The organism is Micrococcus sp. 63XJN7_6_ISO-PGPR-S23-444 (assembly GCF_058072765.1).
In genome coordinates, this window is sequence record NZ_CM176516.1 from 2,136,280 (window position 1) to 2,151,589 (window position 15,310).

Here is a 15,310-nt window from a genome sequence, read left to right on the forward strand (position 1 = left end):
CTGATCTGGTGGGGCGGTCGTCGGAGGGGGTTCAGAGGAAGGCGGAGTGACCGGTGAGGCCGCGGCCCACGATCAGCGAGTTCACCTCGTAGGTGCCCTCGTACGTGAAGATCGCCTCGACGTCGCAGAAGAACCGGCCGAGCCCGACGTCGGCGAGGATGCCGTTGCCGCCCATCATCTGGCGGCCCAGCGCGGCCGACTCGCGGCACATCTGGGAGGTCTTCAGCTTCACCAGGGAGGCCTGCGTCATGGACACCTCGCCGGTGGCCTCCAGCTGCACCGCCCGGTGCGCCATGCCCAGGGTGGCCGCCAGGTTGGCCGCGATCTGCACGAGCAGGGACTGCACCAGCTGATGCCCGGCGATCGGCCGGCCGAACTGAGTGCGCTCCAGCGCGTAGCGGCGGGCGGCGTCGAGGATGCCCTGCTGCGCGCCCACGGCCTGCCAGCCCAGGCCGTTGCGGGAGCCCAGCAGGATCACGTTGGTGTCCGCGAAGGTGTTGGCCTTCTCCAGCTTGTTCTCCGCCGGGATGCGCACGTCCGTGAAGGTGATGTCCGCGTTCTGGACGATCTTCACCGCGGTCTTGTGCTCGATCTTGGTGGCCTCGTAGCCGGGGGTGTCGGTCTCCACGATGAAGCCCTTGACCTGGTCGTCCTCCTCGTCCCGGGCCCACACGATCGCGATGCGGGACATGGTGCCGTTGCCGATCCACCGCTTGGCCCCGTTGATCACCCACTCGTCCCCCTCTCGGCGGGCCGTGGTGGCCATGCCGCCGGCGACGTCGGAGCCGTGCTCCGGCTCGGTCAGCGCGAAGCAGCCGGTGTACTCCATCGCGTACAGGCCCGGCAGCCACGTCTGCTTCTGCTCCTCCGAGCCCAGGGCCTCCAGGGTGGCCCCGACGAGGTCGTTGTGCAGGGCGAAGTACACGCTGAGGGAGATGTCCGCGCGGGCCAGCTCGGCCATCAGGTGCCCGCGGAACAACGGGTCCTCGGTCATGCCGCTGATGTGGTTGTAGCCCAGCTCCCCGACGCGGCGGGCGATCTCGTGCGGGAACTCGTCCCGGCTCCAGGCCTCCGCCACGTGCGGGGTGACGATCTCGGCCAGGGCGGCGCGGATCTCCGTGAGCTCCTCCTGCTGCTCGGGCGTCAGGAGGCGGTGGTACTCGAGGACGTCGACGTCGATCAGCGAGCGGGTGCGGGAATCCGTGGTGGTCATGAGGGGCTCCTGGAGGTCGTTCGAGGGGGGTGCTGAGTCGTGGGGGTCAGGCGGTGGGGCTGGCCAGGGCGGTGAGCGGGATGCCCCGCTCCTCCCCCCATGCCTGCCAGTGGGCGGCGTCGTGCCGGGAGAGGGCCTCGGTGAGCTGCGCGCGGACGTCCCCGTCCGCGTCCAGCCCGAGGCCCTCGACAAGCGCGGCCGCGAAGTGCGGCTCGAGCGCGCCGACGGCCACATGGCCCTCGGCCGCCGGATACACCCCGTAGTGGGGCAGGGCCCCGCCCAGGGGGCTGCGCGGGCCCGTCATGCGGTGCCGGTTGGGCAGGGCCAGGGCGTGCGCCGCATCGGCGAGCGCCACCGTGGCATGCCCGCCGTCCCCGTCCGCGCCGCGGGCCCACAGCAGGGCCAGCGCGGCGGAGACGGCCCGCTCGGCACCGTGCAGATCCGCCGCGAGGATCCGCGGTGGAGCCCCCGGCGCCAGCAGGCCCGCCGCGGCCTGGTAGTTGATGTCATGGCCTGGCACGTCCGTGCGGTCCCCGTCGTATCCGGTGATGTCCACCTGGCAGATCCGCCGGTGGCGGGCGCGGACGGCGTCGGCGTCCAGGCCCAGCCGGCGCAGCGCCCCGGAGCGGTGGGAGGTGAGGAACACGTCCGCCTCGGCCAGGATCTGCTCCATCTCGGCAGCCCCGGCCTGGGACTTCATGTCCACGGTGCGCACCGACTGCCCGCGGTGCAGCTCCTCGTAGAGGGCCGGCACCAGGGTGGCCACGGGGTCCCCGCTGGGCGGGAGCACCGTGACGATGTCGGCGCCCAGCTCCTGCAGGCGGGCCGCGGCGACGGGCCCGGGCAGGTTCAGCGCGATGGTCACCACGCGCACCCCGGCCAGCGGTGCGGCGCTCATCGGCCCGGCCCCTCGCCTCGCTCGGCCAGCTGCCGGAGGGTGCCGCCGGGACGGAACCGCTCGCCGTAGCGGTCGGCCAGCTCGTCGGCGCGGGCCACGAACGCGGCCGGTCCGCCCTCGCGGTGCGTCATGAACGTCACTGGCCCACCGGTGTGCGGCGGGAAGCCGATGCCGAACACGCCGCCGAGGTTCGCCGAGGGGGCGTCGGTGAGGACGCCGTCGTCGAAGCAGCGGGCCGTCTCGATGGCCATGCGGTACAGCAGGCGGTCCTGCAGGTCCTGCTCGGGCACGTCCGCCCCGGTGGCGAAGTGCTCGGCCAGGCCTGGCCACAGGTGCTTGGGGCCCTGTTCCGGGTACTCGTAGAAGCCGGCGCCCTGAGCGCGGCCCGGGCGGCCGAACTCGTCCACCATGCGCTCCACCACGCGCTCGCCCGGACGCACCGGACGCTCACCGCCGGCCTCGGCGACGGCCTTCTCCTCCTCGCGGCGGATGTGCTGGATCAGGGTCAGGGAGACCTCGTCCATCATGGCCAGCGGGGAGGCCGGGAAGCCGGCGTGGCGGGCCGCCCGCTCGATCCGCTGCGCGTCCACGCCCTCCTCCACGAGGGCCGCGGCCTCGAGCACGAGCGTGCCGTAGACGCGGGAGGTGTAGAAGCCGCGCCCGTCGTTGACCAGGATGGGCAGCTTGCGGATCTGCTGCACCAGGTCGTAGGCGCGCTCCACCGTGCGCGGGGAGGTCTGCTCACCACGGATGATCTCCACGAGCTTCATCCGGTCCACCGGGGAGAAGAAGTGCAGGCCGATGAAGTCCTGGGAGCGCTCCCGCGGGCCCTGCAGCAGGGTGATCGGCAGCGTGGAGGTGTTGCTGCACAGCAGGGTGTCCGGGCCGACCACCTTCTCCACCTCGGCGAACACCGAGTCCTTGAGCTCGACGTCCTCGAACACGGCCTCGATCACCGCGTCCACGTGCGCGAGGTCCTGATAGTCCTCGGTGGGCTGCACGCGGGCCAGGACGGCGTCGGCGTCCTCGCGGCTCATGCGCCCCTTCGCCACGCGCCCCTCGAGGAGGGCGCCCACCCGCTCACGGCCGCGCTCGGCGGCCTCCAGGCTGACGTCCTTGAGCATCACGTCCACGCCGTTGAGCGCGAGCGCGTGGGCGATGCCCACGCCCATCATCCCGGCGCCCAGCACCGCCGCCGTGGTGATCGTGCTGCGCTCGCGGGAGGGACCGCCCAGGGCCGCGCCGGAGCGCAGCGCCTGCATGTCCGAGTGGAACGCCTGGATCATGGCGGAGGAGGTGTGGCCCGTCACGAGGGACACGAAGTACCGGGTCTCGATGCGCGAGGCGGTGTCGAAGTCCACCTGCGAGCCCTCCACCGCGGCGCTGAGGATCGCCTTCGGGGCGGGCAGGTCCGCGCCGTGGAGCTGCCGGCGCAGGGTGGCGGCGAACGCGGGCAGGCGGGAGGCGAAGGAGGCCTGGGCGGGGGTGCCGCCGGGGATCCTGAAGCCCTTGACGTCCCAGGGCTTCGCGGCGGCGTCGGCGTCGTCGCGGTGCTCCAGGATCCAGCGCTTGGCGGCGGGCACCAGGTCCGCGGGGTCGGTCACGACCTCGTCGATGATCCCCTTCTCCATCGCGGCCCGGGCGTCGCGGGCGGTGCCCTGCAGCAGCCACTCCATCAGGGCGCGCTCCACGCCCACCATGCGCACCAGGCGGGTGATGCCGCCGCCTCCGGGCAGCAGGCCCAGGGTGACCTCCGGGAGGCCGACCTTCAGCCCCGGGTCGTCCACGGCGATGCGCCGGTGGCAGGCCAGGGCGATCTCCAGGCCGCCGCCGAGCGCCGTGCCGTTGATCGCGGCGACCACGGGGCGGCCGAGGGTCTCGAGGCGGCGCAGCTGGCCCTTGACCCGCTGCGTCAGCGCGAACACGGACTCCACGTCCTCGGGACCGGCCTGGGCCAGGGAGCCCAGGTCGCCGCCGGCGAAGAAGGTCTTCTTCGCGCTGGTCAGGACGACGCCGGTCACCGTGTCCCGCTCCGCCTCCAGGCGGTCCACGACGGCGTCCATCGCGTCCTGGTACCGCTCGTTCATCGTGTTGACCCGCGCCTGCGGGTCGTCCATGGTCAGCGTGACGACGCCGTCGGCGTCCTGGTCCCAGGTGATCATGTGCTCACTCATGCCGGTGCTCTTCCTGCCGTGCTGGTCGGTCGGGTGGGTGGGGCGCTCAGACGCGCTCGACGATCGTGGCGACGCCCATGCCGGCGCCGATGCAGAGCGTGGCGATGCCGGTCCGCAGGTCGCGCCGCTCGAGTTCGTCCACGAGGGTGCCGAGGATCATGGCGCCGGTGGCCCCCAGGGGGTGGCCCATGGCGATCGCGCCGCCGTTGACGTTGGTCTGCTCCTCGGTCCAGCCCATCTCCTTCATCAGCAGCAGCGGCACGGCCGCGAACGCCTCGTTGATCTCCACGAGGTCGATGTCCGCGGCGGTCATGCCGGCCACCTCGAGGGCCTTGCGGCACGCCGGGGTGGGGCCGGTGAGCATGATGGTGGGCTCGGAGCCGACGACGGCGGCGGAGACGATCCGGGCCCGCGGGCTCATCCCGGCCCGCCGGCCGGCCTCCTCGGAGCCGATCAGCGTCAGCGCGGCGCCGTCGACGATGCCCGAGGAGTTGCCGGGGTGGTGCGGGTGCTCGATCTCCGCCAGCGAGCTGTACTTCTCCAGCGCCACGGCGTCGAAGCCCGCCTCCCGACCCAGCGCCTCGAAGGAGGGCTTGAGCGTGGCCAGGGTCTCCACGGTCGAGTCGGGGCGGATGGTCTCGTCCCGGTCCAGCACGGTCATCCCGTTCATGTCCCTCACCGGGACCACGGAGCGGGCGAACCGGCCCTCCTGCCACGCCGCCGCAGCACGACGGTGGCTCTGCGCGGCGAAGCGGTCCAGCTCTTCGCGGCTGAAGCCCTCACGGGTGGCGATCAGATCTGCGGAGACGCCCTGCGGGATGAAGTCGGTGGCCAGGGAGGTGGCCGGGTCCATGGCCCACGCACCGCCGTCGGAGCCCATGGGCACGCGGGACATGGACTCCACGCCGCCGGCCACGAGCAGGGACTCCCAGCCGGAGCGGATGCGGGCGGCGGCCTGGTTCACGGCCTCGAGTCCGGAGGCGCAGAACCGGTTCAGCTGCACGCCGGCCACGGTCTGTGGCAGGCCCGCCTTGAGGGCGGCCACGCGGGGCAGGACCGCGCCCTGGTCGCCCACCGGGCTGACGCAGCCGAGGATCATGTCCTCGATGTCGGCGGGGTCGAGCCCCTCATGGCGGTCGCGCAGCGCGTGGGTCAGGCCGACGACGAGGTCGATCGGCTTGACCTCGTGGAGGGAGCCGGAGGGCTTGCCGACTCCCCGCGGGGTGCGCAGTGCGTCGTAGAGGAAGGCGTCCTGGGTCACGGGGTCTCCTGGGGTTGGGGTGGGTCTGGGGAGGTGGTGGGCCGGTCAGCGGCCGGAGGTGAGGGCGTCGGCGTAGTCGGCGCGCAGCTTGCGCTTGTTGACCTTCCCGACGCCGGTCCGGTCGATCTCCGTCACGAAGCGGACCTCGTCGGGCAGCTGCCAGGTGGCGAAGCGCTCGGCGAGTGCGGCGAGGACGGCGTCCTGGTCGACGTCGGAGCCCTCGTCCCGCACCGCGAGGGCCAGGGGGCGTTCCTCCCACTCGGGGTGGGGGACGCCGATCACGGCGGCGTCGCGGACCCCGGGGACGGTCATGATGTGGTTCTCCAGGTCGATCGAGGAGATCCACTCGCCACCGGACTTGACCACGTCCTTCAGGCGGTCGGTGACCTTGAGGTAGCCCTCCGGGGAGAGGTAGCCCAGGTCCCCGGAGCGCCAGTAGCCCTCCTCGTCGAAGCCGGCGTCGGTGGCCTCGGCGTTGTCCGCGTAGGAGGCGGTCACCCAGGGCCCGCGCAGGCGGATCTCGCCCACGTTCTCCTCGCCGGGCGGCAGCAGCTCGCCCATGGGGTCGGTGATCTTCACGTCCACCCCGACGACGACGAGGCCCTGGAACCGCTTGAGGTTCCACCGCTCGTCCTCGGAGAGGGTGCCCATGAGGCTCGGCTTCATGCGGTTGAGGGAGACGATGGGCGAGGTCTCCGTGGCGCCGTAGGCGTGGATGACCTCCGCGCCGGTGAGCTCGTCGAAGCCGCGCATCATGGCCACGGGGGGCTCGGTCGCGCCGCACAGCAGGCGCACGCCGTCCATCCGTGGGGGCGTCTCGAGGGTGCGGAGGTGGTGGAGCATCGGCATGAGGATCGCGGGTGCTGCCGGGGCCACGGTGACGCCGTGGTCCACAAGGGTGGAGGTCAGCCACGGGGTGTCCGTGAGGTTGAACCGGCCCGGCAGCACCAGGCGCGCGCCCACGGCGACGGCGGCGAACGGCAGGCCCCAGCACTGCGCGTGGAACATGGGGGTCAGCATCAGGGCGGTGTCCGCCATGGTCATGCCCAGGGTGGACACCACGGCGTGCGCGTGCAGCCAGGTGGCCCGATGCGAGTAGAAGACGCCCTTGGGACGGCCGGTGGTGCCCGTGGTGTAGCAGGCGCCGGAGGCGGAGCGCTCACTCACGTTCGGCAGGCCCGCTGTCTCGAGCGGCTCGTGCCCGTCGAGGAGGGCCTCGTAGGACAGGACGTCGCCGCGACCGGCCCAGTCGGCAGGGAGCTCGCCGTCGCCGGCCACGATCCAGCGGACGCCGTCGGGCAGGTGCGGTTCGAGCGCGGCGGCGAGCTCCAGGAGGGTCTCGTCCACGACGATCGTCCCCACCTTCGCGTGGGTGATCACGTAGGCCAGGTCCGTGGGCGCCAGGCGCAGGTTGAGCTGCACCATGGTCGCGCCCAGCAGCGGGACGGAGAAGTAGGACTCGAGGTGGCGGACGTCGTTCCACAGCAGCAGGCCGACCCGGTCCCCCGGCCCGACGCCCTCGGCGCGCAGGGCCGCGGCCATGCGGCGCACCCGCTCCCACACGGCCGCGTAGGTGGTGGTCTGCCACGGGGAGCCGCCGCCGCGGGTGTGGATGATCTGCTGATCCCCGAAGGTCCGGGCGGCGTCCCGCAGGAGGCGAGTGGTGGTGAGCTGCTCGTCGTCGCCCATGGTGGACGGGGTGCCGAGGACGGTGTCGGTGGTCTGCATGGGTCCCCCTGGGAGGTGTGGTGGTCGCGGAGGCGGGCGGCAGTCGTCTGTGACATGCCTCACTGAGCTGATGTTGCACACTCAAGCACGATGTTGCACTAGCGTGCAAGAAGGGTGCGGGGGGGGGCGTTTCGATCCCTGCCGTAGGGTTCAGCGAGCCCCCGCATCCTCGTCTCCCGACCACGGGCCATCCCATCCGCCGACCCAGCCCCGAGGACCCGATGAACACCCTCCTGCCCTTCGACCAGGACGACCTCGCCTCCCCCGCGCGCCTGCGCCTGGCGGCCCTCGAGCTGTATGCCGAGCGGGGGGTCGAGATGGCCAGCGTCCGCGAGATAGCGCAACGGGCCGGCGTCGCCCCCGGGCTGGTGCGGCACCACTTCGGCAGCAAGGCGGGGCTGACCCGCGCCGTCGACGACGACGTGCTGCGCCTGATCGCCGCGACCCTCGACGAGGTCCCGCTCGTGGGCACCCCACAGGAGGTGTCCGCGGCCCGCGACGCGGCGTTCGCGGACCTGCTGGCCGACCACCCGGTGGTGGGGGCCTACGTGCGCCGCTCGCTGCTGGAGGCCGGCGGGGAGACCGAGTCCCTGCTGGAGCGCCTCGTGGACCTGACCACGGAACAGACCGAGCGCCTGCGCCGGTCCGGCTTCGCCCCGCGGCGCAGCATGCCGACGTCCGTGTTCGGCACCGTCATCCGGCAGATGGGGCACCTGATGGTCGACCCGTCGGCGGACCGCATCTGGCGCCGGATCGCCGAGACCCAGGAGGGCGCCGCCGAACAGGCGAGCCCGCGGGTGCGGCTCGTGGTGGATCCGCCGCGGTGAGCAGGATCGCCGCCCACCGCGGCGGCGTCCGCGTACGCCTGCGCCGCCCAGTCCTCGCTGACCCCGACGAGCTCCTCCGGGTCCTCCTGGGTGGCCACGACGCCGGCCCGCCCGTTCCGGGAACGCCTGCGGTCGGTATGAGCGCACTTTGCAGGCTCAGAGCGACCGCACGCGTTCCAGGTCCGCGGGCGCCCCGCCCCCACCCGCCCCCGCCCCCGCACGCGCCGTTTCCCGAACGAAAACGCGAGGTGGGGCGTAGCCTGGCCGCCATGACCACCGTGTTCTACGACGACCAGGGCCGCCCCGAGCCGCCCTTCGCCGCGGGCGAGGCCGCCACCCTGCTGGGCTTCCTCGACTTCCTGCGCGCCACGATCGAGTGGAAGACGGCGGACCTGGACACGGCGGCGCTGCACCGCCGGCTGCCGGGGCACCCGTCCGCGATGACGCTCGGCGGCCTGCTCAAGCACCTCGCGTTCGTCGAGTTCTGGTGGTTCGAGGCCGTCGCCCTCGGCGAGCCCACCTCGGCGCCCTGGGTGGGAGCGGACTTCGACGCCGACCCCGACTGGGACTGGCACAGCGCGGCGCAGGACTCCGCGGCGGACCTGCGCGCCCTCTGGCAGGGCCAGGTGGAGCGCTCCCGGCAGATCGTGGTGGACCTGCTCGCGGCGGACGGCGACGACGGCGACGCGGCCCTGGCCCGCGCCCACCGGATCCGGGAGGGGCGGGACCCGGTCTCGCTGCGGTGGATCCTCACCCACATGATCGAGGAGTACGGCCGCCACGCCGGCCACGCCGACCTGCTGCGCGAGGGGATCGACGGCCAGGCCGGCGAGTGAGCCCGCCCCACCCGCAGTCCCGCCCACGGTCGCACCCGGGTTCATCCCCACGTCGGATGCCCGGCCCCGCGCCGGCTGGGTAGATTCTGTGCCATGGCCTCCCCCTCCCCTGCGTCCGCGCACCCGTCCGCCCCCGAGAGCGGGACGGGCCTGGGGTTCACCGGCGCGGCGGGGATCACCGGGCTCACCGCCGCCGAGGTCGCCGAGCGGGAGGCCGCGGGCCTGGTCAACGTGCAGTCGCGGGACACGTCCCGCTCGCTGGGTCAGATCCTGCGCGTGCACGTGTTCACGCTGTTCAACCTGGCGATCGCGCTGTGCGCCGTCGTCGTGATCCTGATGGGCCGCTGGCTGGACCTGCTGTTCTCGCTGGCGGCCGTGGCCAACGTGGTGATCGGCGTGCTCCAGGAGTACTCGGCCAAGCGGAAGCTGGACCGGATCGCGCTGCTGCACCAGGACGACGTCGTCGTCATCCGGGACGGGGCGCGCGTGCCCCTGCCGATGGCGCAGATCGTGCGGGACGACGTCGTGGTGCTGCGCCGCGGCGACCAGGTGCCCGTGGACGGCGAGGTCCTCGTCTCGGACGGCCTGGACATGGACGAGGCGCTGCTCACCGGGGAGAACGACCCCGTGCCCAAGACCCCCGGGGACGCCGTGCTCTCGGGCTCAGCCGTCGTGGCCGGCGCGGGCCTGGTGCGCGCGACGGCGGTGGGCTCGGCCTCGCACGCGGCCCGGCTCAGCGCCGAGGCCCGCCGCTACTCCGCCATCCGCTCGGAGCTGCGCGGCGCCCTGGAGAAGGTGGCCCGCGGGCTCACGATCGCCCTGGTGCCGATCATCGCGGTGATCGTGCACGGCCAGATGACGGCGGTCGGCGGCTGGTCCCTCGCCCTCTCCCAGCCGCGCGAGGCCGCCCTGGAGCCCGCGCTGATCGCGTCCGTGGCGGCGGTGACCAGCATGATCCCGCAGGGCCTGGCGCTCATGACCACCATCGCGTTCGCCGTGTCCGCGCTCAAGCTGGCCCAGCAGGAGGTCCTCATCCAGGAGCAGCCCGCCGTGGAGGTCCTGGCCCGCGTGGACACCGTCTGCCTGGACAAGACCGGCACCCTCACCGAGGGCGGCGTCCGGTTCGACCGGCTCACCGCACCCGCCTCGGCGGACGCGTCCCCGGACACCCACGACGACGGCGCCCCGGCCGAGGTCGGCGACGGGGCTCGGGCCGTGCTCGCCTGGTTCGGCGCGGACCCGGACGTGAACCCCACCGCGGCGGCCCTGCGCGAGCCCTTCACGGCCGTCCCGCCCGTGGACCCCGCGGCCCAGGTGGCGTTCTCCTCCGCGCGCCGGTGGTCGGCGGTCGCGTTCGGCCCCGAGGCCGGGGCGGCGGCCGGCACGTGGCTGCTCGGCGCGCCCGAGGCCCTCGTGGACGAGCGGCTCCTCGGCCCCGACGCCGCCGAGGCCGTCCGCGCCCAGGTCCACGCCGACGCGGACGCCGGCCGCCGCGTGCTGCTGCTGGCCCGCACGGACGAGCCCCTGATCGGGGATGCGCTGCCCTCCGGAGGCGTCCCGGTCGCCGTCGTGACGTTCCGCGAGAACGTGCGCCCGGACGCCGCCGAGACCCTCGACTACTTCCACGCCCAGGGCGTGCGGACCGTGGTGATCTCCGGGGACAGCCCGCGCACCGTGGCCGCCGTGGCCCGCGAGGTGGGCCTCGAGGTGGCGGGCCAGGCCTACGACGGGCGCACCCTGCCGGACGAGCCCGGGGAGCTCGCCGACGTGATGGCCGAGCACGACGTGTTCGGCCGCGTCAGCCCGGACCAGAAGAAGGCGATGGTGCAGGCGCTGCAGTCGAGCGGGCACGTGGTGGCCATGACCGGCGACGGCGTGAACGACGCCCTGGCCCTGAAGACCGCGGACCTGGGCATCGCCATGGGCAACGCGGCCCCGGCCACCAAGGCGGTGTCCCGGATGGTGCTGCTGGACGGGCGCTTCGACCGCCTGCCGCGCGTGCTCGGCGAGGGCCGCCAGGTGATCGCGAACATGGAGCGGCTCGCCCACATCTACCTGACGAAGACGACGTACGCGCTGCTGTTCGGCGTGGTGTTCTCCCTGTTCGCGTGGCAGTTCCCGCTGCTGCCGCGGCAGGCCTCCACCGTGGACTTCATCATGATCGGCGCGCCCACGTTCTTCCTCGCGCTGCTGCCGAACCCGCGCCGCTACGTGCCCGGATTCCTGGGGCGGGCGCTGCGGTTCGCGATCCCCTCCGGCGCGGTGATCCTGCTGTCCATGGTGGCCCTGCATTCGTACGTGCGCCTCACCGCCGGCGACATCGACCTGGCCCGCCAGCAGGCCGCGTTCATGATCACCCTGACCCTGCTGGGCCTGTGGGTGCTCAGCGTGATGTCCCGGCCGCTGAGCGCGCGCGTGGTGGTCCTCATCCTGGCGATGTACGCGGTGCTGGCCGCCGTCGTGCTGGTGCCGGCCTCCCGCTGGTACCACCGGATGGAGGTCCCGCCCACGGACGTGCTCGTGGCCGCGCTGGTGGTCGCCGCGCTCGGGTGCGGACTGATCGAGGTCATCCACCAGGTGCACCGCCGCCACGTGGCGAGGGTGCTGGCCGCCGCGGGGGCCTGAGACCCCTCAGCGGCGGGCGCGACGCACGGCGGCCCGGTAGTCGAGCCACGTCCACACCAGCACGACGACGGCGACCAGCAGGTACGCGACGTCCCACGCGCTGAGCCGCTCCCCGGCCACCACGCCCGGGAGACGGGTGGCCAGGATGAGCACCACGAACGCGGTGACCGCCCAGGCCCGCCGGCGGGGCGCGGCGACCCGGTCCTTCTGGAAGCCCGCGGCGTACGACTCCGGGGAGCCGAGCTCCTCGGCCAGCGGGCGCCCGGCCGCGGCCCCGCGTGCCCGCGCGTCACGGACGATCTCGCCCACCCGCGCGTCGGGCAGGTCCTTGCGCAGCCGCAGGACGCCGGCGAGGCGGCGGGCCCAGGCGTCGTCGTCGAGGGCGGCGGGGGGCTCTTCCACGGGACGGCGGGCCGCCGGGAGCAGCCGGTGTGCGAGCCAGGCGAGGCCCGCGCAGACCGGGGCGACGGCGAGCAGCCAGAACGTGCTCCCGGTGAACAGGTGCGTCGGCGCGTTCACCTCCACGAGCCACCAGGCGAGCACCAGCACGAAGGCCAGGAGGGCGCCGCCGGCCACCAGCGTGGCGGCCAGCCGCGGGACGCGGACGAGGAGCCGCTCCCAGAGGACCATCACCGCCACCCCGGCCACGCCCATGAGCACCGGGGCCAGCAGCAGCCCCCACGTGTAGTCGGTGGTGAGCCCGTCCCGGAGCAGCCAGACCAGGCAGAACAGGACGGCGATGCCGGCGGCGACCGTGAAGCCGACCACCGGCACATCGCGCCAGGTGGCGTCGGGTGTGACGGGGTCGGGGTGGGGGCGGATGGTCATCGGTCGGGTCCCTCCTGTGTGCTCCGTTGTGAATCCCTGCCGGCGACCCTACGGCCTGGTCGAGCACGTCTCCGCATCGGGCGCCCTCCCTCGTGCCGGCGTCGCCGTCGCTCTACCGTGGAGCCATGGACTCCACGCTCTTCACCCGTTCGGCCGACCGCGCCGCCCACGACGACGTCAACTTCCGCACCCGCAAGTGGGTCAAGCCGGAGGACCTCAACGCGAACAACACCCTCTTCGGCGGCTCGCTGCTGCGCTGGGTCGACGAGGAGGCGGCCATCTACGCGACCCTGCAGCTGGGCAACCCGCGGTGCGTGACGAAGCTGATCTCGGAGATCAACTTCCTGGCCTCGGCGAAGCAGGGCGACATGATCGAGATGGGCCTGCGCGCCACCGAGTTCGGGCGCACGTCCCTGACCATGCGGGCGAAGGTGCGGAACATCGTGACCGGCGAGATGATCCTGACCATCGACAAGATCGTGTTCGTGTCCCTGGGCGAGGACGGCAAGCCCGTGCCCCACGGCTTCACCGAGATCACCTACGACCGCGACCGTCTGCCCCTGGACGGCCCCCTCTGAGCCGGCCCGCCACCCCACGCGGTCCGGGGGCGGAACTCGGGGATCCCCACCCCGAATACCGCCGAGTTCCGCCCCCAACGCGGAAGGGCCGGGCGGCTCTAGTCGATGCCGCGGGCGGCCAGGGCGTCCCCGACGTCGTCGGCGTGCTTGAAGCTGAGCACCAGCAGCGGCAGCGCCCAGGCCCACGGCGCCATCCGCACCCCGCGGGCGGCCTGCGCATGCCGGATCTGCTCGGCCAGGGCGCGCAGGTGGCCGATCGAGGAGAGCACCAGGCCCATCGCCAGGCCCACGCGGTCGGCGCGGAACCCCGCCCGCGCCAGGCGTGGCCCCGCCCACGGGATCCGCTCGACCGGCCGCAGCACCGCCTCGGCCACCCCGGTCATGTCCGCGATCCGGGTGGTGCGCGTCAACACCTGCGCGGTGAGCACGAGCCCGAGCACGCGCGCCACCATGAGTCCGGCCGCGAACGCGTCGGTGAAGATCCACTGCGCCGCGAACAGGACCACGTAGAACAGCCACAGAGCGCGCAGGTCGGAGGCGATCATCGCCGCCCCGCGCCGCAGCCCGAAGCCCACGAGATACGCGGTCACGGCGCCCACGACGGCGGCGCCCGCCGTCCACAGGGACAGCGGCAGCAGGGTCAGGGCCAGCACCCACACCGCGAACAGGCCCGTCTTGAGGCCGGCACGGGCGTGATGCAGGGGCGAGTCGCCGTGGACGTACAAGGAGAGCATCAGCGCAGCTCCGCCGCCACGGCGTGGTCCAGGAAGCGCTCGTACGCCTCGACCACGTCCCCGGCCGGGCCGGTCCGCTCCACACGGCCGCCGTGGATCCACACCGCCTCGTCGCACGCACGGGCCAGCTCGAGGTCATGGGTCACCAGCAGCAGCTGGAACCCGTCCGGGGCCGAGGGGTCGGCGGCCAGCAGCCGGTCGGCCACGATCCGCCGGTGCCGGCCGTCCAGCAGGGAGGTCGGCTCGTCGGCGATCACCAGGGACGGCCCGGCGGTCATCACCGAGCACATCGCCAGTCGCTGCGCCTGCCCCGAGGACAGGGACAGGCACGCCCGGTCCGCGAGCGCGGTGAGCCGGTGCTCCTGAAGCGCCGCGGCCACGCGCGCGGCGACGTCGTCCTTGGTCAGGCGGCGGCCGGCGTCGTCCCTGAACGACTTCACGGTCAGCTCCACGTCCTCCCGGACGGTGGGCATGACCATCTGCGCGGCCGGGTTCGCGAACACGAAGCCGACGGTGCGGCGCAGCGCCTTCACGTCCCGGACGGCGTCCACCCCGTGCACGCTCACCTCCCCGGCGACGACGTCGGCCAGCCCGGCGATCGCGCGGGCCAGCGTGGACTTGCCGGAGCCGTTCTCCCCGATCACCGCCACGCGTGGGGCGGCGAGGGTAAGGTCCACACCGTCGAGGAGCACGACGGCGCCCTCGGGGCCGTCGGCCTCGACGCGGACGCCCGTGAGGGTGACGGAACGGTCCGGGCTCATCGGAAGGCGCGGGGGTAGGCCTTCCACAGGCCGACGATGAGGATGACGGACACGACGAGCTTGATCAGGTCACCGGGCACGAACGGGGCCATGGAGAGGACGGCGGCGCCGAACTCCATCCCGGCGATCCCGACGAAGCCGAGCACGCCGAAGAAGTAGACCATCACGACGCCGCCGATCAGTCCGGCGACGGCCGCACCGAGCGCGACCCGTCCGGCGCCGAGGCCGGGACGTGCCCGGGAGGTGAGGGCCCAGAAGATCAGGCCGACGATCAGCGCGGACGGGATCCAGCCGAGGATGAAGCCGGCCGTCGGGCCGGCGAACACGCCCAGGCCGCCGCGGCCGCCGCTGAGCAGCGGCAGGCCGAGCGCCACGAGGCCGGCGAACAGCGCCATCGAGGCGGCCCCGCGCCACGGGCCGAGGATCACACCGGCCAGGATCACGGCGATGTTCTGCAGCACGATCGGGGCGGGCACACCGGCGACGGCGATCGGCGGCACCAGACCGAGGACGGCCATCAGCGCGGTCATGACGGCGATGCGTGCAAGGCTGCCGCCGGCGGAACCGCGACGGGGGCGGCCGGCGTCGGTGGGGCGGTCCGCCGTCGTGGTGGCCGCGGGGCGGACGTGGCCGTCGTGGGACGAGGGCACGGAAGTGCTCATGGAGGGACTCCTGGTGCGGAAGCGAGTGCGAGGGGGCGCTCAGCCGAGGCGCGGGGCGCATGGCGAGTGCCCGACGAGTTGAACAGTGTTCAGGAGTCTACTGCAGGGGCGAGGGTGTGGGCGGCCGGGGTGCGTTCCCGGGGCGACACCGAGGCAGCGGTCGGCTTGGGCGTTGTGCTGACCGG

At 73.4% G+C, this 15,310-nt stretch carries 13 protein-coding genes; 4 read left to right on the forward strand and 9 right to left on the reverse strand.

The window, feature by feature from the left end; translation table 11 throughout:
* Positions 1-31: 31 nt before the first annotated feature.
* The 5 genes from AC3RJ9_RS09765 to AC3RJ9_RS09785 are packed head-to-tail and all read right to left on the reverse strand — an operon-like array spanning position 32 to position 7,274.
* Positions 32-1,213 (reverse strand): acyl-CoA dehydrogenase family protein, encoded by a 1,182-nt coding sequence (locus tag AC3RJ9_RS09765; protein WP_087113629.1) that lies wholly within the window; start codon positions 1,211-1,213, stop codon positions 32-34.
* Between the two features lie 46 nt (positions 1,214-1,259).
* Entirely contained in the window at positions 1,260-2,111 is an 852-nt protein-coding gene (locus AC3RJ9_RS09770) for a CoA transferase (RefSeq protein WP_044658735.1), read from the reverse strand.
* Positions 2,108-4,285, reverse strand: coding sequence for a 3-hydroxyacyl-CoA dehydrogenase NAD-binding domain-containing protein (locus tag AC3RJ9_RS09775; protein ID WP_100057819.1), 2,178 nt, complete (start codon positions 4,283-4,285; stop codon positions 2,108-2,110). The genes AC3RJ9_RS09770 and AC3RJ9_RS09775 overlap by 4 nt, the downstream gene beginning before the upstream one ends.
* 46 nt (positions 4,286-4,331) lie before the next feature.
* A complete protein-coding gene (locus AC3RJ9_RS09780) occupies positions 4,332-5,546 on the reverse strand; it encodes an acetyl-CoA C-acetyltransferase (protein WP_100057820.1) in 1,215 nt (404 codons plus the stop codon).
* Between the two features lie 45 nt (positions 5,547-5,591).
* Positions 5,592-7,274, reverse strand: a complete 1,683-nt coding sequence (locus tag AC3RJ9_RS09785) for a long-chain-fatty-acid--CoA ligase (RefSeq protein ID WP_095353722.1) — start codon at positions 7,272-7,274, stop codon at positions 5,592-5,594.
* 221 nt (positions 7,275-7,495) lie between these two features.
* Between AC3RJ9_RS09785 and AC3RJ9_RS09790 the strand changes: the two genes are divergently transcribed.
* The 3 genes from AC3RJ9_RS09790 to AC3RJ9_RS09800 all read left to right on the forward strand — a co-directional run bounded on the left by AC3RJ9_RS09790 (position 7,496) and on the right by AC3RJ9_RS09800 (position 11,562).
* Positions 7,496-8,101 (forward strand): TetR/AcrR family transcriptional regulator, encoded by a 606-nt coding sequence (locus AC3RJ9_RS09790; RefSeq protein ID WP_095353721.1) that lies wholly within the window; start codon positions 7,496-7,498, stop codon positions 8,099-8,101.
* A 269-nt stretch (positions 8,102-8,370) separates the two neighbouring features.
* Positions 8,371-8,937 (forward strand): DinB family protein, encoded by a 567-nt coding sequence (locus tag AC3RJ9_RS09795; protein ID WP_100059152.1) that lies wholly within the window; start codon positions 8,371-8,373, stop codon positions 8,935-8,937.
* 93 nt (positions 8,938-9,030) lie between these two features.
* Positions 9,031-11,562 carry an HAD-IC family P-type ATPase gene (locus AC3RJ9_RS09800; protein WP_144825151.1) on the forward strand — a complete coding sequence of 844 codons (2,532 nt, stop codon included), beginning with the start codon at positions 9,031-9,033 and terminating at the stop codon, positions 11,560-11,562.
* Positions 11,563-11,568: 6 nt separating this feature from the next.
* On the opposite strand, the gene AC3RJ9_RS09805 is transcribed toward AC3RJ9_RS09800, so the two are convergent.
* Positions 11,569-12,390: a hypothetical protein gene (locus AC3RJ9_RS09805; RefSeq protein WP_489727655.1), complete on the reverse strand. Its 822-nt coding sequence runs from the start codon at positions 12,388-12,390 to the stop codon at positions 11,569-11,571.
* 125 nt (positions 12,391-12,515) lie between these two features.
* Here AC3RJ9_RS09805 and AC3RJ9_RS09810 point away from each other — a divergent pair, with 125 nt between their 5' ends.
* Positions 12,516-12,968 (forward strand): acyl-CoA thioesterase, encoded by a 453-nt coding sequence (locus tag AC3RJ9_RS09810; protein WP_010080066.1) that lies wholly within the window; start codon positions 12,516-12,518, stop codon positions 12,966-12,968.
* 98 nt (positions 12,969-13,066) lie between these two features.
* Here AC3RJ9_RS09810 and AC3RJ9_RS09815 read toward each other — a convergent pair whose 3' ends face one another.
* The 3 genes from AC3RJ9_RS09815 to AC3RJ9_RS09825 are packed head-to-tail and all read right to left on the reverse strand — an operon-like array spanning position 13,067 to position 15,125.
* Positions 13,067-13,702: an energy-coupling factor transporter transmembrane component T family protein gene (locus tag AC3RJ9_RS09815; protein ID WP_182488640.1), complete on the reverse strand. Its 636-nt coding sequence runs from the start codon at positions 13,700-13,702 to the stop codon at positions 13,067-13,069.
* Complete coding sequence (locus tag AC3RJ9_RS09820; RefSeq protein ID WP_206495994.1) at positions 13,702-14,463, reverse strand: energy-coupling factor ABC transporter ATP-binding protein; 762 nt, start codon at positions 14,461-14,463, stop codon at positions 13,702-13,704. The genes AC3RJ9_RS09815 and AC3RJ9_RS09820 overlap by 1 nt, the downstream gene beginning before the upstream one ends.
* Positions 14,460-15,125 carry a biotin transporter BioY gene (locus AC3RJ9_RS09825; RefSeq protein WP_010080061.1) on the reverse strand — a complete coding sequence of 222 codons (666 nt, stop codon included), beginning with the start codon at positions 15,123-15,125 and terminating at the stop codon, positions 14,460-14,462. Before AC3RJ9_RS09825 ends, AC3RJ9_RS09820 begins: the two co-directional genes overlap by 4 nt.
* Positions 15,126-15,310 lie beyond the last annotated feature (185 nt).